Here is an 18,407-nt window from a genome sequence, read left to right on the forward strand (position 1 = left end):
AAGTTTCAGTGAACTACCCACCACTTATCAACCTTACGGTTTGATTGAAGTGGGGGCTTCTCGACTTATCGTTGCTTTTACTAGCCAACGAAAACTGACCGAGCTAACCCTCTTGTTCCAAGAGTTTTGTTACTTATGATAACGCTAATAAGCGTAATCCCTCATTTTTGATATTGATTGCTGAATTGTGATCGCGATCTAATACAAAGCCGCAAGAACATTTATATACACGTTCAGATAATGGCATTTCTTTTTCCTTGCCGCAACATGAACACTTCTTAGTGGAGGGAAACCACTTATCAATTTTCACAAGTTGTTTCCCCTGTTCTTTTAGCTTATACGCTAAGAAAGTAGTGAACATCCCCCAACCGTTGTCGTGAACGCTTTTCCCAAAGTGAAGGGCTTGAGACATCCCTTTCATGTTCAAGTCCTCAATCACGACAGCATCAAAGTTAGAAGCTAATTCTTTTGACTTATGATGAAGAAAATTCATGCGTTGGTTCGCCACTTTCTCATGTAACTTAGCCACTACTAGTCGTTGCTTGTTCCAACGTGCAGAACCTTTCTTTCTTCGAGAAAGAATTCGTTGTGCTTTTGCTAATTTATCTAAGGCTTGCCGATAGTAACGTGGGTAATTGGCTTTCTTACCCTGTTCACTCTCGACATATAGACCATCCATAGCAAAATCCAAACCAACAACTTTCTGTATGTTAACTGGACGAATATCTTTCTCATATTCTGTCAAAATTGAAATGTAGTATTTGCCTGTCTTTGTTTTAGAAATAGTGCAAGATTTGATTTTATAATCAGCAGGTATCTCTCTATGCTGTTTCATTTTTATTGGCTTTTTGATTTTTGGCAGTTTGATATGACCATTTTCTAGCTTAATATTTCCGTTGACCATATTAGTTGTATAGGATTGTTTTGCTTTACGATTTTTGAACTTTGGAAAATCCGCATTTCCTTCAAAGAAATTCTTATAAGCAGTCTGTAAGTTCATTTGTGCATTTGCCAAAGCTAAAGAATCCACTTCTTTTAGGAATGGAAATTCACTTTTATATTTTGCAGGAGTCGGAAACTTTTGCTTTTTAAGCAATTCTTTATCATCCTTGAACTTTTCATACGTTTCTTTGCGTTCAGCTAACATCTTATTGTAGACAAAGCGAACACAACCAAATGTCTTAGCTAATAATGCGGATTGTTCTTTGTTTGGTAACAAACGAAACTTGAAAGCTTTGTTTTGCTTGGCCATATCCATTCACCTCACTTTGTGCGGAAAAATTTCGTATATATTGATTATATCGTAAAAAATCCGTACAATCAATATGAGGTGATAATCATGAGAGAAGAGAAAGAACGTGTAGAAATTCGTATGCCTAAGACGATATTAGAAAAATTGGAGCAATATCAAAAAGAAAATGGGATTCCAACTAGAACAGCCGCAATCTTAGAATTGTTGAGAAAAGGATTGGAAAAATAACTTTGGCTAAAGCCAACCGAAATTCATCTCCCACCTACTCATTGGTGCGATTCGCACCTTTACATTCCTTGAGGATGGGAGACTTCTTTCGGAAAGCCGTTAAAATAGAAGATGGATGGCATGCGGGGGAGGACTTTTGAAACGGTTTTTGTCAATCTCCAGTTTTAAGCCCCTCTAGCTTCTGGCCGCACAATGGATCATCATGCAGGTCCCGTTACTCAATGCATGCGGCCCGACAGCAGTAAAATGGCCAGCCAAACCGTCCATAAAAAGGACGGGCCTGCCGTAACCGGAATCACGAAATAGCCAAAATCAAAATGCAGGCACGTGATGATAATGCCAAAAAAGGCGAGCAGGCCGGACCACCGGGCAGAAGCAGAAAACCATTTCGGAAAAGTGCCGCCGGACTGTTTCATCGCCATGCCGTAGCAAAAAATGCCGATCCAGCTGCAGGCAAAACCGAAATAGCCGGACAAAAGCCCGAAGGAAAAAACCGCTTCCCACACTTTGACATCTGTGCCTTTGTTGCCGAGAATCGGGAGAATGGTTAATTCCGAGGCAAGGATCAATATCCAGGCTGCCAGTGCCACAAACATCATCCCTGCGCCAAAATCGGAAGTTTTATTGTTCCTTGCCATGTATGCTTTACTTGCTGCAAGCCCGGCCAGCTTCCACATGCTGGTGTTCCTTTCCTGGGGCAGCACCAAATGCATTGACGACAACATCATATTTTTGAAGATCTTCGGATTTGATATCGAAAATATTTTTTTCCACTACATCAACCTGTTTATCTTGAATTTTCGCTGCATCCCGGACAATTGCCGTCACTTCATGGCCCCTGCCAACCGCTTCTTTGAGAATAAGGCTGCCGGCTTTCCCGCTGGCGCCAACAATTCCAATCTTCATCTGGCATTCCTCCTGTGATATAATCAACTTTATTACATACATGTAATGATTAACATTACAAGACAGTGATTTGTAATGGTTGAACGTCCATTCTTCCGCTCGTGCCACATCATGGCGGCATGGGCGTCTATCGTGAAAATATGCGCCGGCTGATTTTCATCCTTCTGCTGGTGCCGAAAAAGCGGCATGGACGTCTAATTTGCTCTTCCGAAAGAAAAGGCATGTTTCAAACTGACCGCAAGCGATTTCCATACGGCGTAGATCATCATGATCTGAATCGGAAACATCATGGCAGATTTAATAAGCCGTACAGGCAATAAGCCAAGTATTCCCTTTCCAGTGAGCATCCACAGCCATAGTGTATCTAATCCAAGGTTAACCACGATGGTAATGGCCAATACTGCAAGGCAAACTCTCCAAAATCCAACGGGCCTGTGGTACAAAAATACGCCGTAAATGGCGCCCGACAGAAACGCAGAGAGTGTGAAACCAGGGAAATAAGCGCTCCCTGCCGGAAACAGCATCATCCCCATTATATCCGCCAATCCGGCTGTCACGCCGGCCAACACCGGCCCCAATAGGACAGCAGACAATGCCGTGGGAATAAAAGTGAATCCGATTCGTATGATTGGCGTCTGGATGGACAAAAATCTTGTTGAAATGACTTCTAATGCGATAAACAGGCCGATTAAAACGATTTTTTTAGCATGCATTTCGCAATCCCCCTATGGTGCAAATCCCCTTGTGCAGCAAAAAAATCATACCAATTTACACCAAATTCATAATAATAATATAGTTTTATTATCCGGCGCAGACGGGATATTGTCAATGCAGGTACTAAGATTCATTGTATTCTTTCACAATCCGGCAATTTTGGATATAACATCCACGGGAAGGCCTCTCTCCGGATGTTCATTTCGTAGTGTGTAGTGTACATCTAGATGAAGGCGTGCCTTTCTTTTTTTCACTTACTCGATTGTGCAGCCAAAATATAAGCTTAACTGCTACATCCGCACAAAACAGCACGGAAAAAATCCTGGCTGACCGGGGGATATCCCCCATTAAAAACAGGCTGCCCCGCGGGACAGCCTGTTTTTAAAATCACGATCTATTTTTTCCGGACTGTAATCGTCCATGCTGCTTCATCAAGCTGTTCAAAGTTTGTGACAGTGTGGCCTGCTTCAGCTGCCCAGCGCGGGATGCTTTCCGTTGCTTGCGTGCAGTCAAAGTGGATGACAAGGTCATCTCCCGGCTGAATTTCTTCAATGGCTTTCTTTGCTTCGATTAACGGGAATGGGCAAACCTGGCCCATGACTTCCAATACTTTTTCCATCTTACATTCCTCCTTATGCAGTGGTGACGGCCGTTTTCGCCGCGGTTTTTTGGCGCTTTGTTTGCGGGCGGACAAACATGAAATAGGAAGCCGTCCATGCGCCAAATATCATAAACAGTAGTGCAAACCAGCCCTGCCATGTCATCATTGCCGTTTTGACGAGGCCGTTGCCGATCGAACAGCCGCCTGCGACACTGGCGCCGAATCCCATCAAAATGCCGCCAAAGAAACTGCGGATACCCGTTTTTGCATCCGGCATTCTAAAACGAAATTCGCGGCTCGCTTTTGCGGCGATAAAAGAACCGAGAAAAATGCCAAGCACGAGAAAAACGCCCCAGTTTACAAATGTTTGGTCACCCGTTACAAGGAACTGAAGAAGATTGGCAGTCGGCGTTGTAATCCCGAGGCCATCCATTCTTCCGGTTGCTTCACTTAAAGGCCACGCTAAAATCGCAATAAGTCCGATAAGTACTGCTGTAAAAAACGGGTGCCAGCGTTTTTCAAACAAAAGATGCGCAAGCCCTTTGCGTTTTGCCTTCATCGCCGGAACCGCCACTTTCGGCTTCCGCATTTCCCTGATTAAAATGGTCAGTACAATCAGGGAAAAGACTGCGATAATGATCCAAATGTTAATCCCCAGTGTATCTGCAATCGCGTTTTTCGGAAGCTGTACGGACTGAAGGGAAGTGGTTACCGGTAAAAGCACGCCGGATTTCATCACGGCACTCATGACCATGTAGCCAAAGAGCGCGATCCAGCTGCCCAAAAGCCCTTCGCCGGCACGGTACCATGTCCCGGTTGCGCAGCCGCCGGCCATGACAATCCCTATCCCGAAAATATATGAACCAATGATAGCAGCAACCCACGGGAATGTGCCTGCAGCATATTTGATCATGCCAAGCTGAATAAGTGCGTAAACTCCGATGCTTTGAACGGCGATCGCAATTAACAGCGCATAAAACATGCGATTGTCTTTTGCAATATACATATCACGGAAGCCGCCCGTCAGGCAAAACCTGCCCCTTTGCATCACAAAGCCGAGCAATGCCCCGCAAATTAACCCTGTTAAAAGCATAAAACTCCCCCTTTAATCCTCACTAAATTTATGGGATTAATTATAGTAATATTCCGCCCCATTTTCAAGTGTTACACACCAAAAAAAGGCAGCACAAATTTTCCCAGCCCCTGTTTGCTTTTGCGGCGTTTACAAAAAGCCCCCTCAAAGTACAGCTCCTATTTTGCGGGTTCCGGCATTGGACGCGAAAGCAAATCCCCGTTTGCTGCTCTCATATTTGCCGGAAGCGGATCATAAAGTACCTTTTAAAGGAGTGATGCGAAGATGGAGCGATCATGGCCGGATTTTACATCAGCCCGTTTTCTGAAATAGCATATTCTGGATACCGTGAACTTTTATGCACCGCGCTGTATAGACAAAGTGTCCGGCGGATATATCAACTGCTTTCTGGATGACGGCACAGTATGCGATTATGAAACGAAACAACTTGTAGGCCAGGCAAGGTTTGTGTTTATTTTCAGTGCGGCGGCGTTGCTGGAGCCCGGCCAAGCGTACCGGCAACTGGCGGAACACGGTATTTCGTTCTTGCAGGACCGCCAGCGCGACCACAAACACGGCGGGTATTATTGGGAATTGAAAGGCTGGTCTGTATCCCATTCAGTGAAAAGAGCATATGGCCATGCCTTTGTTTTGTTAGCCGCGGCGATGGCGGCAAAAGCAGGCATATCGTCTGCTGTTCCCATGATTGCGGATACATTTGAAGTATTGGAACGCCATTTTTGGAGGGAAAATGAGGGGCTGTATGTTGATGAAATCTCGGCCGACTGGTCAGAAGTATCCCCTTACCGCGGACAGAATGCCAATATGCATCTGTGCGAAGCGATGATGACAGCATATGAAGCAACCGGCAACAAGCGATATCTTGAAAGAGCAGAACGCATTGCCGAGTCGGTCATGTTTCGTCTACTTCCCCAATCAGGAGGACTGATTTGGGAGCACTATCATGAAGATTGGACAATCGATTGGACGTACAATTACGGCATTACGAAAAGTGAGCTTCGGCCTTATGGCTTTATTTTCGGCCATTCGATTGAATGGAGCAAGCTGCTGCTGTTGTTGGAACGGCTTGCTCCCGGCAATTGGCGGAAACCAGCGGCGCAATCCTTATTCCAGTCCGCCCTCGGCCTGGGCTTGGACTGGAAAAATGGAGGCATTTTTTTCAGCATGGCTCCAAGCGGGCGTATAATCGATTGTGATAAATACTATTGGGTCATGGCTGAAGCGATCGGCGCATCATCCCTGCTGGCCGCATCTGGCTGCAATCCCTTGCACCTGTATCGTGATCTGTTTGCCTATTGCTGGACTTATTTTGTCGACCAGCAAAGAGGCGGCTGGTACCAGCTGCTGAGTCCGTGCAACCGCCGTTACAGCAATATAAAAAGCCCGCCGCCCAAAACAGATTACCATCCTGTAACGAATTGCCTTATCGCATTAACATCTTTTTCCCCATCCGGGCCTGCCGAATAAGGTTGGGCACTGGTGCTGCATTTAAAAATGCTGCGGCACGGCAAAACGGACGTTAACCCATTTGGCCGCAGTTTTGACAAAAGCAAGCCCCGGCTATGAAGCGACAAAGCCGCCGCCGTTCACATGAATAGTTTGGCCTGTGATATAAGAACCGTCGCTTGAAGCAAGCAACACATAGACAGGCGCCAGTTCATAAGGCTGGCCTGCGCGTTTCATTGGTACGTTATTTCCAAACGTTTTGACCATATCAGGAGGAAAACTCGCAGGAATCAGCGGTGTCCAGATTGGGCCCGGGGCAACAGCATTCACCCTGATCCCCTGGTCAACGATGTTATTGGCAAGCGCGCGCGTAAAGCTGACGATTGCCCCTTTCGTAGCTGTATAATCAATCAAATCTTTCCGGCCGATATAGGCATTAATCGATGCCGTATTAATAATGCTGCTCCCTTCAGCCATATAAGGAAGCGCAGCCTTTGTCATGTAAAAAAACGGATGAAAATTTGTATCAAACGTCGTATGCCACTGTTCGTCGCTAATATCCAAAAACCGGTTTTGAACAAATTGAACCGCTAAGTTATTGACAAGGACATCGATTTTCCCGAACGTTTCAAGGGTGCAGGCAATGACATACCGGCAGTGGCTTTTGTTGCGCAAATCCCCCGGAATCAAAAGGCAACGCTGCCCCAAATGTTCAATTGCCTGCTTCGTTTCCCTGGCGTCTTCATGTTCATCAAAATAGGCAATAACAATATCTGCTCCTTCTTTTGCAAAAGCCACTGCCACAGCCCTGCCAATTCCGCTGTCACCCCCACTAATGATCGCAACCTTGTTGTTCAGTTTTCCTGTTCCAATATAATGGGGATTGTCATAAACAGGACGGGGAATCATCAAATATTCAAATCCCGGATGCCTCGTCTGGTGCTGGGGCGGAAATGTGTTCGAGACTTCTTCACACTTGATTTCTGATCCATAATAAGAAGATTTTGAATCCATGATTACACCTCTTTATCCATTTTCCTTAATGTATTCAGGCGAAAAAATAACGTTAATGCTCTATGCTCGGAACGGCAGAATGGATGGCCCCGATCCGCCGGTATGCGGGAGCTGGGCAAACATGGCCGTGTGGGGGATATAGCACGGTTATATTTCTTAATGGGCAGCTAAAAAATTCTTTTAAAGGGTATAATCAATCATAATGGCACCTTATTGAAGGAGGAATATTATGGAAAATATGACCGTTTACGCCAAAAATGCAACCGATCCATCCCAAATTCAGTTGATCGAACATGAATTGAAAAAGATGGACGGGATTGAGCGCGTATTGTCTGATACAAATGACGGAGAGATCAAAATTGAATTTAACCCCGGACAATTGACGCAAAGAGAAATCATCACAAAAATGCAAGAATTGAACGTGCATCTGATCCTGGAAGATTAGCGTGATGCCTGAAAAACCCAATTTGCCTGTATGGAATCAGGCAAATTGGGTTTCATTTTGCTAACTAAAGATGTTTTTCATACAGGTAGTGATTTACCAATTCTTCTATTAGATCATGCCGGGGATAGTCTCCATTAAATTCGAATCGGATTTCTTCATTGAATTTTTCTCCATGATAAACGTGAATGGCGCCGGTTTGGCTGACCACACTGAACTCCGGTTCGAAGGTATATCCATTATGCTTGATTGCACCCATCCTATATCGTTTCCTTTCCACCATCATTTTTGGTTTTACCTATAGGATGCTGGAAATTACAAAATGCATGCATCGTAATCATATGGGCTAATGTTCTTCCCTTGTTTCCCAACTTTGGGTTACGGAGAAAAACCTATTTAAATTGATCAGGGTACATTTCCTTTGCCAGTTGTTCTATTCCATCGAGTGTGTTGTAGCTGTAGCCGAAAAGCTCATTATAATCCATCGCGTAAACTTGCTTATTTTTGATTGCTTTCATACTCGATAATTTGGGATTTTCATAAAGAGCCTTTTTGACCTTATCGGCATTGTTTTCCCAATTCAGTACAATCAATACATCGGGATTGGCTTTTACTAATTGCTCTACACTAACAGTCCCCCGCACATTTTGAAATATGTTTTTGAGTTTTAACATGCCAAAAGCATTATTGAAAAAAGTTTCATTATAAGCAGAGTAGATGTTGATTTCTTTCGGATCGGACATGTGTAAATAGGCGAATGTCTTCGTTTCTTGAATGCCTGACAGTTCCGATGTAATCTTCTTCTGGCGCGCCTTTAATTTGTTGGAAAATAGTTTTGCTTTTTCCTGGACATTAAAAATTTTTCCGAGATTGTCAATATCTTTATATATTGAGTCATAGGTCCCGCCCGGAATGGATGATTCAAGAATATAGGTATGAATCCCCATATCATTCAGAGAATCAACCGTTCCGACACCCCAGTCGGCATTATCGAATAAGCCGCCGCGACTGACAATTAAGTCCGGGTTTGTCCCAAGCGCCGCTTCTTTTCCGACATACGAATTACTGAGTATCTTTAATGAAGCATAGTCTTTTTCAACCGATTTGTCCGGGGCGCCAAAATTCCCGCCTACCCCGACAATCTTATCTTTCAGGCCAAGATGAAGGAGCAGTTCCGCCGCCGTTCTTGTCGTAACCATCACCCGTTTCGGGGCTTCCTTGAATACCTGATCCTTTTTCTTATATGTAGTGCCGCCCTCTGCTTTTGTATAGTTATGAATCGTCAGCGGATAATTCGACTTGCTTTTCATATTTTTTTCCGACCCGGTCGTTTCCCTGTTCCCGCAACCCGCAAGGACAAGCAGTGCGATGAGGCAACCGGCAAAGATTCCTTTTTTCATGTCTGTCCATCCTCCTTAAAGTTCGTATGCAAATCCAAGCCGCTTGGTCACAGGATTCACATAAGTTTGACATTTGATTTCATACAATTCCTCAATTAATTCCGAGGTCAGCACTTCTTCCGGTTTTCCATGTGCATATACTTCTCCGCCTTTCACGGCATATAAATAATCGCAATAGGCGACAGCCAGATCCAAATCATGGAGAGCCGCCAGCACACTAATGCCAAACTGCTTGACACAGGAAAGAATTTCGATTTGATGGCGAATATCCAAATGGTTGGTCGGTTCATCGAGAATCATTAAGTCCGGCTGTTGGGCTATGGCACGGGCAAGAATCACCCGTTGCTTTTCCCCGCCTGATAATGACAAATAGCTGCGTGTTTTATATTCAAGCAATTGCGTTTTCCTTAATGCCTCTTCAACAATTTTGTAATCGTCCGGCTGGTCCGATTCCAGTAACTTCTTGTGCGGTGTCCGCCCCAACAGCACCATTTGCTCGACTGTTAAATCAAAATTCATTTCATTGAACTGCCCTACTACGCCTAAATGCCTTGAAACTTTTTTTGCCGAGCTTTTCAGTACATTAAGGTCATCTAAAAAAACGCTCCCATTTTGCGGCACAAGACTTTTATAGATACTTTTGAGCAAAGTTGACTTCCCGCATCCATTCGGGCCTACTAAACCGACAAACTGTTTATCTTTGACAAACACGGACATGTTTTTGATGATCTCTTTCCTGCCTCTTTTTACTTGCAGCTTTTCCGCCGTTAATTCCACTTCCCTCAACCTCCAAATTGATAGCCTTTTTTCACAATCATATAGATAAAGAGTGGGGAGCCGATCACTGATGTAATGATGCCGATGGGCAATTCTACATTTTGGATTAGAATTCGGGACAAAATGTCCGCCCATATTAAAAAGAGCCCCCCTGAAAGGATTGTTGCCGGAAGCAGCTGTTTGTGATCTGCGCCGAAAATACCCCGGCAAATATGCGGAATGATCAGACCAACAAATCCGATTGTGCCGGCATAAGCAACCATCGTACCCGTTATCAATGCTGTGACCACCATGTAGAGCTTGCGGAATAAACTTAAATGAATGCCCAATGTGACGGCAGACTCATCACCGAGTAGCATCGTATTTAACACACGGTGCTGAAAAAGAAAAATCAAAGAGCCGATCAGGACCACAACAGACAAAACCGGCACCTTTTCCCAGCTCGCCGATGCAAGGCTTCCCATTGTCCAGAACGTAACGTCTTTAATCCCTTCTGCATTGTTGGCAAAGTAAATCACAAGGCTGGAAAAAGAACTGCACAATGCTCCGACAACGACGCCTGACAATACCAGTTTTACAGATGTTGCTTTTCCGCCAACACTTGACAAAAGCAATACTGCTACGGATGTTGCCATCGCACCCATAAAAGCGCCAAATGCAATGCTAAATGTGCCAAACAAGGCATTGCTTCCAAACCCGATCAAAATGACAATGGTCGCACCAAGCGTTCCTCCTGAAGAAATCCCGATAATATATGGATCAGCGAGCGGGTTTTGCACAACTGCTTGCATCACAATCCCGCACAAAGAAAGGCCCATCCCAATCAATAAAGCAAAAATAACTCTGGGCATTCTGATTTGATAAATGATATTAAAATAGGAGGAGTTTTCCATCCCTTTAATGTGCCCCATTTTGCCATTTGTCAGGACGTGCAGCAAAACATTCATTGATTTTTCAATTGGTATGTGGACCGTTCCAATTGAAACCGAATAAATGGCGGAAAACGCAATCATACAGATAAGGAGAAAGATAACAGGATAATAAATTTTCCCGATTACACCGTTGCTCGTCCCTTTCAAAAAAACACCTCCTTTTTGCTTCTAATGATAATGAAAATCATTATCATTTATACATCCATTTATCATTATAAATGCTTCCTTGTAAACGTCAAGCAGATTTTTGTGTATTCATAAAACTTTTTAGGTGCCTAAATTGCAACATTAAATGCAATACTTAATGAAATACCCGTAAACCTGAGATATAATAAACTGTGTTATGAAGCAATAAAACTAAATAGGTAGGGGATATAATGAAAAAGCAAATTATTCATGTCACAGTTGCGAGTTCTATTTTGTTTAGTGTGTCTGTTCCTTTTACAACTCATATAAAAGCAGCAGAAGTATCTAATCAGCAAGAAAATGTTCATTTAACAAATACTGAAACTCAAAACTTATTAAAGTTACAAAATGAATTGCAAGCTCATGGAATTGCTGAGACAGACATTGTAAATGGGATTCAATCAAGTTTATCTGGAGAAGACACTGAAAACCATGTTGTTACAACATTTGGCGTGAAATCGAAAGCAGCTAAAGTAGCGGCAAAGTCCATGATAAAAAAACTCAAAAAAATTGGTAGAATCTCATGGGATAGAACTGTAAGGAATTATGTTAATAAACTGCCTATTTCAAAAGGCTCGAAAAGTACCCTGAAAAAATATTTAAGTTACGAATTTGTAATGAAGACCCTTAATATTGTGGTAGACTTTGAGGGCACAATAACGAATGCACTAACAACTCAATTAAAAAATATGGGTGTACCTAGTTGGTTAGCTGGAACAGCTGCAAGAGCATTGGTAACCTTATTACTTTGAGAGAATAAGGATATAGGAGTGGGTATTCTATGGAGTGGTTCTTAAAATCATTGATAATCATAACAGGAGTATATGTTATTGCCAATATCCTTTTTGATTTAAATTTCAATCCTGAAATACATATTGTAACAAAAATCATTCAAGCTTTGTTCTTTCTATTGTTATTAATCTATGTTGTTTTTTTTAAGACCGGATCAAAAAATAAATAATTGGAGCTTGCTGAACGAATCAGATACAAGCCCAGTTTTAAAATATAAAATAGTAAAGTGCAAATATTTCAAAAATATCCCTGAGGTTTCCCTCCAGATTCATTTTGAGAAACTGAAGGGCTACTACTGTTTCACTGGTCTCCTGAAAGCATGTTCGAATAAGGCTTAACCCGCACCTGTGCTTACCTTCGCAAAAATCTTCCTTCAGCGGCGCTACGTTCAGAGGTATCCTGTCCTGCAACACGTTCTAAGTTTTTTCTTCCGTTTTGTATGGACGCCCCAACTTTGGCCCCCCAAAGAAACAAAAACAGGTGAACCGCACCCTCAGTGGGTTAAAATAGTTTTAGGATTAACATCTCACACTGGGAGGTTCACCTATACATAGCATAATTAAATATAAAGAAAATTTATTTTATTTCGTTGGTTGAAAGTCGCTTTGCATTCTTTCGTACAAAAGCGCATGCTATACAAGCCAAAGCAATAGCAGCCATCGGCAATAATAAACTTTCACGCAATGCTGTTAAATAACCACCAGTTCTGAAGAGTAAATTCATCAATTTTTAGATGTTTTATGATAAAATGACTTATCCACATTTAGAAAATTTTTCCATCTATTTTTTCTGCTTTCAAAGTCAAAAAGAGCCGAATTTGCAAATTTCTTTTTTAAAATTGTGGATAACTTCAAAAAACCTTTTTTTACATCACATCCTTTGCTATAATATAACCATTAAGTAAACCTTACTTGTATTGGCTTACTTAAATGGGTGAAATCCTCGTCTGTTAAAATACGTGTCCGAAACGATTCCAACAGATTTGAGGATTTTTCTTTTGCCGTTTTTTTGAGTGCTTTTAAGATTGACGAACCTTTTTCAAACAGCTGTCTAATAATATCTGTTATTTGAACTAATAAATAATGATTTTTCATGGCTGTGTAGTTTTGGCTATTGGCATGTTCTATATTGTAACGATTATTTTTTTGTTCGTTAAATCCTTGATTTTCAATCTTCCAGCGGCTTCTTCCTGCAGCGATGAGTCGTTCCACGTTCTTTTTCGTGATTTTAATATCCGTTATAAATACATACTCTTTCGATTTCCCATCCTCTGTTTTCATTGTGGCCTCCATCAGATTGACCGTTCTGTCTTTGTAGGCAATATCATTCACCCAAACTAATGAATTCTGATCCTTACTTTGTTCCAGCTCTTTTATTGCCTTAAACTCCGTCGAGATACTTTTAATTCTCCCTTCCTTAAATCTGCATATATATTTCCATTTGTGCGCCCTGCACAGATTAAATACCGTTTCACATGCATAGAGACTATCTCCCAAGATACAAATCGGTAGTCTTTTAAATATTTTTTTTATTTTCTTTGCCAGCCTGTCGAAGGCTTTTAATTCACAATCTTGCTTAGAAACATTTTCTGATTCATTTTCGATAAATTCGGAGGCAATACTGAAGACCATATCCCCCACGACAAGCTTGGCTTCAAGTACATGGTGCATATAAAGTACGTTCGTTTCTCCTGTTTCTTTATTTGTATATGCCCGTCTCAGGCAGTGTTTACAATGTTTCTCATGAAAGGTGTGTAATCCAGTTCCATCAATGATGACACCCCAGTACTTTCCTTCAATTCGATAAGACTCGAGAGACCTTTTTTTCAATAATTCTTTAATCATATACGTTCTAATTTTTTCTAATTCATTTACATCTAAGCCAGATAAAAAGTCGTTAATTGTATCATAATGTGGAAGTTCTTCAAGAGAATCTAAGCCTAACACCTTCCCTACATTTTTAATACATTCTTCTTTATTAAAACTCTCACTCATGTTTCTCATGGATTTTAGGCCGGTCATATTTTTCAACATCATCGTAAATAAAAGGACCTCTGGACCATAAGTGATATAGCTTTGATGTCGGTGGTCTGCTACCTTTTTTAGGTTATTCATCAGGTCTTTGAAAAAATGCTTCTGAATTTTAAGGAACTCGAAAAAATAATTTGCTTCTTTTTCACGATTTCTTTTTTCTTTTCTAGTAACCAAAATAAAAACCCCCTCAAAACAGCCAAGTTTAATTAGGGCTTGCTGAACGAATCAAATTTTAGCTTGTATTCGACTTGTCACTAAGCCATGCCAAAATATTCGTCCAGCAAGCTCTAATTATTTAAATTATTACATATTTAGCCGCATTTTTGGGGGGGAATAGTTAAATTATCACGAAAAATTTTTACTCCTCAGAGCTGAATAACCACTTAAATGGCCGCCAAATTTTGTTGAAATATCAAAGACCGATTCAAATTCCGAACCATGATTCATGGCAGAAATTCTATTTTGTAATAAAGCCCCAACAGCCGCACTGCCTCCAACTGTTCCCAATTGGCGGACAGTATTCATCACCCCGGATGCTGCACCTGCAACTTCATCCTTCACTTCTTTCACGGCAACTGCTGCCGTCGGTGAAATTAATAACCCGTTTCCAAACCCAGTAATCACCATCGACAACATAAATTGCACCCAATAGTTATGGCCATTCATGATAAAAATAACCCATATCATCCCGATCAGGGTCAGCGCTAATCCTGCAAGCACAAGGTATTTCCCACCTATTTTATTTGAAAATTTTCCGGCAAATGGAGATACACACATGGAAATAAGTGATGCAGGAACTAACGTAAGTCCCGCCCTAAATGCATCATATCCCAAAATGGACTGAAAATATATCGAGAGAAGCAGCATTAACCCAAGGACGCCAATAGAAAAAAAGACTCCTACCACATTCATTAACGTGTAATTACGATCTTCAAACAAAGCAAATGGAATTAACGGATCCCGCTTATGACGCAATTTTTGTTGAACATAGAATATGATAAAGATAACTACGGAAATAATAAGAATGCCGACAATGTACATGGACCATTTAAAGTGTTGGCCTTCAATTAATCCATAGGTTAAAAATAAACACGATAAAGAAACCAAGAGAACCCCCATCAAGTCAAGCTGTTGTTTTGCTAAATTTCGGATTTCCGGGACAAATAGATAAGTGAATATAAAGATCAATACTCCGATTGGAACATTTATATAAAAAATCCAGCGCCAGCCTAACACACTGACTATGAATCCGCCTAAACTCGGACCTGCAACAGCAGCAACTCCACCTACCATTCCCCATATTCCAAGGGCCGTTCCACGACGCTCGGAAGGAAATAATCGTATAATAAATGTCATTGTCTGCGGTAAAAGCAGAGCTGCACCAAGTCCTTCTATAGCCCTAAATACAATGAGTTCCAAAGGGCTTGTGGAAAGTCCGCATAACAAACTAGAGATGGTAAAAAGGACAATTCCAATTGAAAACAATTGTCGTATACCAAATAGATCGCCAAAACGGCCGGCCGTAATTAAAAAAACGGCAAGCACCAATATGGTATATATTTAGAACCCATAGCGCCTCATTAATGGATGCATGTAATGTTTCCATTAAATTCGGAATCGCAATGTTAACAATTTGTAAATCCAATTGAGTCATAAAAAAACCAAACGAAAGAATCGTCAACACTAACCAGGGATTTCCCTTCCATTTTTGAATATCAAGCATTTTTTCACCTCAAATCTATTAATTGTTCAAGAACTGCAATGGGCAGACCATCCTCTCAGCAGAGTAACAATGGCTAATACAGAACCAGTAGCATTAATTACGTTTACAACCCATCTCGGTGCAATCATCTCTGCACGATGCAGAATTTCAATTACATCCATCTTTTAAAAATTAGAATGGCTAAAGTAACAGCTGTAGCGGCAACTAAAACCATAACTGCCTTTGAACTTTATGATTTAAGAAGTTGACCTTTCAACAATAATTGCATCTGTATCCCTCCCTTCATTTTTATTACTGTATGGCCACCAATCCCCCTAGCAATCTCTATATTATATTTTCATATCCGAAAAATAAATAATATTTAATAAAATGTAAATTAAGATGCTTTAGAAATTATTGTGTAAAAAATATTTGACATTTTGTTTGTAAGGGGATACAATAATGCCAGCACAGATGTAAAAAATTTTTTACACTAATTGGTGATTATATGCAAAATAACATTAAAAAATACAGGAAAAAGAAGCAGATGTCACAGGAAGAGTTGGCAAAAAAATGTAATGTCACACGACAAACCATAAATGCTATTGAGAATAGCAAATATGACCCTTCTCTTCGTTTAGCGGTACTCATCTCACAAATTTTAGAAGTAAGGATAGATGAATTGTTTATTTTTGATTGGATAAATAAAACTATTAAAAGGAAAGATGAAAATGAGAAAAATGGATGAAATGGAAAAGGATCATTCCGGAAAAGCAGCAAGACTAGCATTTAGCTACTATACTTTGGTTTTACTCATATGGTCCCTTGTGGATTGGTTTAAAACCAAAAGCACTGGAATAGAATTTCCAATTCTTATGATTGGTTGTGCCATTTATGCGGGAGTACAAGTATATTTGCTTCGAAAAACAAAATAAATCATTTTTTATAAATTTTAGGAGGAATAATGTACCGTTATAAATTTGTTAAGATAAAAATCAATCGGTGGAAAGGACAACCGGAAGTCGACTACAGACAAATTATAGAGGAAAATGCATCGGAAGGTTGGAGGTTGGTTCAAATATTTGCCCCTCCTATTTCCGGGTTTGGGGCAGCAGACCATTTTGAATTAATTTTGGAGAAATATATTGAAAACCCCAACTGAAAAAGTATAGTGAAATAACTGGTGGTGAAATCAAGTTAAAAGAATGCTATCGCTATTTAATTGAGCTGACATAGAAAAAAAACAGCGATCCCTTAATATTCCTAGGATCGCCGTTTTCCTGTTCCTACTCCCACTCAATCGTAGCGGGCGGTTTGCTTGTAATATCGTACACGACGCGGTTGACGTGCGGGACTTCGTTCACGATGCGAGTTGAAATTTTTTCAAGTACTTCCCACGGGATGCGCGCCCAGTCGGAAGTCATGCCGTCGATGGACGTGACGGCGCGGATGCCGATCGTATAATCGTATGTGCGGGCATCACCCATAACGCCGACGCTGCGGATATTCGGCAGCACCGTAAAGTATTGCCAAATGTCGCGATCCAGACCGGCCTTTTTGATTTCTTCACGCAAAATATAGTCAGATTCGCGCACCATCTCGAGTTTTTCTTCCGTAATCTCGCCCAGCACGCGGATGCCGAGACCCGGGCCCGGGAACGGCTGGCGCCAGACAATTTCGTCCGGAATGCCGAGTTCAGTGCCGACTGCGCGCACTTCGTCTTTAAATAATGTATTCAGCGGTTCAATTAACGTAAACTGCATGTCTTCCGGCAGACCGCCGACATTGTGGTGCGACTTGATTGTCTGGGCAGTCGTTGTCCCGCTTTCGATGACATCGGTATACAACGTTCCCTGGGCAAGAAAATCAATCCCTTCGAGTTTTGCCGCTTCATCATCAAAGACATAAATAAATTCATTTCCGATGATTTTCCGCTTTTGTTCCGGGTCGGAAACACCTTTCAATTTTTTCAGGAACCGTTCTTTCGCGTCGACTTTAATGACGTTCATATTAAAGCCTTCTGAGAAAGTTTTCATCACACTCTCTGCTTCGCCTTTACGCAAAAGACCGTGGTCCACAAAAATACACGTGAGCTGGTCGCCGATCGCTTTATGGATCAATACCGCGACAACGGAAGAGTCAACCCCGCCGCTTAAGGCGCACAGCACTTTCTTGTTCCCTACCGTTTGCCGGATTTTTTCAATTTCCATTTCGATGTAGTTTTCCATTGACCACGTTCCGCTGCAGCCGCAAATTTTAAAAGCAAAATTGCGTAAAAGTTCATTGCCGTAAACAGAATGGCGTACTTCCGGATGGAACTGGACGGCATACAAATGTTTGTCCGTGTTGCTCATTGCAGAAATCGGGCAGTGGTCACTGCTTGCATCTACCGTAAATCCGGCCGGTACTTCCGTCACAAGATCCCCGTGGCTCATCCAAACCACCTGATCTTCCGGAAGCCCGTCAAATAACCGGCCCCCGTTTTCGACATGAATCGTTGCTTTTCCGTATTCACGCTGACTGGCGGGTTCAACTTTGCCGCCATATTTTTTTGCCATAAGCTGCATGCCGTAGCAGATGCCCAAAATCGGCACGCCAAGGTTGAAAATTTCTTCGTCAACATGGAAGGCATTTTCATCATAGACGCTGTTCGGGCCGCCCGAGAAAATAATGCCTTTCGGGTTCATGGCCTTGATCTCTGCCGCTGTCAAAGTGTGCGGATGGAGTTCGCTGAATACGCCAAATTCGCGGATCCGGCGCGTAATCAGCTGGTTATATTGGCTGCCAAAATCCAAAACCACAATTTTTTCTATATCTTTCACATCGAATGCTTTTGCCATTGAATTTCCCCCATGTACTTTTATCCAAAAAACGGAACCTGATCTTTCA

At 41.8% G+C, this 18,407-nt stretch carries 20 protein-coding genes and 2 pseudogenes; 7 read left to right on the forward strand and 15 right to left on the reverse strand.

Annotation, left to right across the window (positions count from 1 at the left end; translation table 11 throughout):
• Positions 1–133: 133 nt before the first annotated feature.
• Complete coding sequence (locus NSQ19_RS14000) at positions 134–1,252, reverse strand: RNA-guided endonuclease InsQ/TnpB family protein (protein ID WP_014096213.1); 1,119 nt, start codon at positions 1,250–1,252, stop codon at positions 134–136.
• An 87-nt stretch (positions 1,253–1,339) separates the two neighbouring features.
• Between NSQ19_RS14000 and NSQ19_RS14005 the strand changes: the two genes are divergently transcribed.
• The gene (locus NSQ19_RS14005; protein ID WP_003352379.1) at positions 1,340–1,480 is read left to right on the forward strand and encodes a ribbon-helix-helix protein, CopG family; all 141 of its coding nucleotides are present in this window, start codon (positions 1,340–1,342) and stop codon (positions 1,478–1,480) included.
• 218 nt (positions 1,481–1,698) lie between these two features.
• On the opposite strand, the gene NSQ19_RS14010 is transcribed toward NSQ19_RS14005, so the two are convergent.
• The 5 genes and pseudogenes from NSQ19_RS14010 to NSQ19_RS14030 form a co-directional block, all read right to left on the reverse strand.
• Positions 1,699–2,157, reverse strand: a complete 459-nt coding sequence (locus NSQ19_RS14010; RefSeq protein ID WP_340703065.1) for a hypothetical protein — start codon at positions 2,155–2,157, stop codon at positions 1,699–1,701.
• A pseudogene (locus NSQ19_RS14015) lies at positions 2,138–2,386 on the reverse strand (NAD(P)-dependent oxidoreductase); the annotation flags it as partial. The gene NSQ19_RS14010 and the pseudogene NSQ19_RS14015, both read right to left, overlap by 20 nt.
• A 194-nt stretch (positions 2,387–2,580) precedes the next feature.
• Positions 2,581–3,099: a folate family ECF transporter S component gene (locus NSQ19_RS14020; protein WP_013860631.1), complete on the reverse strand. Its 519-nt coding sequence runs from the start codon at positions 3,097–3,099 to the stop codon at positions 2,581–2,583.
• Positions 3,100–3,494: 395 nt separating this feature from the next.
• Positions 3,495–3,719 (reverse strand): sulfurtransferase TusA family protein, encoded by a 225-nt coding sequence (locus NSQ19_RS14025; protein WP_014096852.1) that lies wholly within the window; start codon positions 3,717–3,719, stop codon positions 3,495–3,497.
• Positions 3,720–3,732: 13 nt separating this feature from the next.
• Entirely contained in the window at positions 3,733–4,794 is a 1,062-nt protein-coding gene (locus NSQ19_RS14030) for a YeeE/YedE family protein (RefSeq protein WP_046721781.1), read from the reverse strand.
• A 315-nt stretch (positions 4,795–5,109) separates the two neighbouring features.
• Here NSQ19_RS14030 and NSQ19_RS14035 point away from each other — a divergent pair, with 315 nt between their 5' ends.
• Positions 5,110–6,261 (forward strand): AGE family epimerase/isomerase, encoded by a 1,152-nt coding sequence (locus NSQ19_RS14035; protein WP_234969540.1) that lies wholly within the window; start codon positions 5,110–5,112, stop codon positions 6,259–6,261.
• Between the two features lie 93 nt (positions 6,262–6,354).
• On the opposite strand, the gene NSQ19_RS14040 is transcribed toward NSQ19_RS14035, so the two are convergent.
• Complete coding sequence (locus NSQ19_RS14040) at positions 6,355–7,254, reverse strand: SDR family oxidoreductase (protein ID WP_013860636.1); 900 nt, start codon at positions 7,252–7,254, stop codon at positions 6,355–6,357.
• Positions 7,255–7,483: 229 nt separating this feature from the next.
• Between NSQ19_RS14040 and NSQ19_RS14045 the strand changes: the two genes are divergently transcribed.
• A complete protein-coding gene (locus NSQ19_RS14045; RefSeq protein WP_013860637.1) occupies positions 7,484–7,699 on the forward strand; it encodes a DNA-binding protein in 216 nt (71 codons plus the stop codon).
• Positions 7,700–7,763: 64 nt separating this feature from the next.
• On the opposite strand, the gene NSQ19_RS14050 is transcribed toward NSQ19_RS14045, so the two are convergent.
• The 4 genes from NSQ19_RS14050 to NSQ19_RS14065 all read right to left on the reverse strand — a co-directional run bounded on the left by NSQ19_RS14050 (position 7,764) and on the right by NSQ19_RS14065 (position 10,952).
• Positions 7,764–7,955, reverse strand: a complete 192-nt coding sequence (locus tag NSQ19_RS14050) for a YbxH family protein (RefSeq protein ID WP_340703066.1) — start codon at positions 7,953–7,955, stop codon at positions 7,764–7,766.
• A gap of 133 nt (positions 7,956–8,088) precedes the next feature.
• Positions 8,089–9,096, reverse strand: a complete 1,008-nt coding sequence (locus NSQ19_RS14055) for an ABC transporter substrate-binding protein (RefSeq protein ID WP_014096845.1) — start codon at positions 9,094–9,096, stop codon at positions 8,089–8,091.
• Positions 9,097–9,111: 15 nt separating this feature from the next.
• Positions 9,112–9,813 carry an ABC transporter ATP-binding protein gene (locus NSQ19_RS14060; RefSeq protein WP_445684505.1) on the reverse strand — a complete coding sequence of 234 codons (702 nt, stop codon included), beginning with the start codon at positions 9,811–9,813 and terminating at the stop codon, positions 9,112–9,114.
• A 65-nt stretch (positions 9,814–9,878) separates the two neighbouring features.
• On the reverse strand, positions 9,879–10,952 hold the full coding sequence (locus NSQ19_RS14065) for a FecCD family ABC transporter permease (protein ID WP_014096843.1): 1,074 nt from the start codon (positions 10,950–10,952) through the stop codon (positions 9,879–9,881).
• A 230-nt stretch (positions 10,953–11,182) separates the two neighbouring features.
• Here NSQ19_RS14065 and NSQ19_RS14070 point away from each other — a divergent pair, with 230 nt between their 5' ends.
• Positions 11,183–11,743 (forward strand): hypothetical protein, encoded by a 561-nt coding sequence (locus NSQ19_RS14070; protein WP_013860643.1) that lies wholly within the window; start codon positions 11,183–11,185, stop codon positions 11,741–11,743.
• A gap of 194 nt (positions 11,744–11,937) precedes the next feature.
• On the opposite strand, the pseudogene NSQ19_RS14075 reads toward NSQ19_RS14070, so the two are convergent.
• The 3 genes and pseudogenes from NSQ19_RS14075 to NSQ19_RS14085 form a co-directional block, all read right to left on the reverse strand.
• Positions 11,938–12,244, reverse strand: a pseudogene (locus NSQ19_RS14075) (transposase); the annotation flags it as partial.
• Between the two features lie 435 nt (positions 12,245–12,679).
• Positions 12,680–13,990, reverse strand: a complete 1,311-nt coding sequence (locus tag NSQ19_RS14080; RefSeq protein WP_013858128.1) for a transposase family protein — start codon at positions 13,988–13,990, stop codon at positions 12,680–12,682.
• A gap of 171 nt (positions 13,991–14,161) precedes the next feature.
• Positions 14,162–15,361 (reverse strand): DHA2 family efflux MFS transporter permease subunit, encoded by a 1,200-nt coding sequence (locus NSQ19_RS14085; RefSeq protein WP_340703192.1) that lies wholly within the window; start codon positions 15,359–15,361, stop codon positions 14,162–14,164.
• Positions 15,362–16,026: 665 nt separating this feature from the next.
• Between NSQ19_RS14085 and NSQ19_RS14090 the strand changes: the two genes are divergently transcribed.
• From NSQ19_RS14090 to NSQ19_RS14100, 3 genes are read left to right on the forward strand one after another with little or no spacing between them, the layout of a single operon-like run.
• Positions 16,027–16,266, forward strand: a complete 240-nt coding sequence (locus tag NSQ19_RS14090; RefSeq protein ID WP_017550688.1) for a helix-turn-helix transcriptional regulator — start codon at positions 16,027–16,029, stop codon at positions 16,264–16,266.
• Positions 16,250–16,453 carry a hypothetical protein gene (locus NSQ19_RS14095; protein WP_014096839.1) on the forward strand — a complete coding sequence of 68 codons (204 nt, stop codon included), beginning with the start codon at positions 16,250–16,252 and terminating at the stop codon, positions 16,451–16,453. Before NSQ19_RS14090 ends, NSQ19_RS14095 begins: the two co-directional genes overlap by 17 nt.
• A 29-nt stretch (positions 16,454–16,482) precedes the next feature.
• Positions 16,483–16,680, forward strand: a complete 198-nt coding sequence (locus NSQ19_RS14100; protein WP_019720784.1) for a DUF4177 domain-containing protein — start codon at positions 16,483–16,485, stop codon at positions 16,678–16,680.
• A gap of 124 nt (positions 16,681–16,804) precedes the next feature.
• Here the strand turns inward: NSQ19_RS14100 and guaA are convergent, their stop codons facing one another.
• A complete protein-coding gene (gene guaA, locus NSQ19_RS14105; RefSeq protein ID WP_340703068.1) occupies positions 16,805–18,358 on the reverse strand; it encodes a glutamine-hydrolyzing GMP synthase in 1,554 nt (517 codons plus the stop codon).
• Positions 18,359–18,407: the final 49 nt, after the last annotated feature.

Source organism: Weizmannia sp. FSL W8-1119 (assembly GCF_038008605.1).
GTDB classification, from domain to species: domain Bacteria; phylum Bacillota; class Bacilli; order Bacillales; family Bacillaceae_C; genus Weizmannia; species Weizmannia coagulans.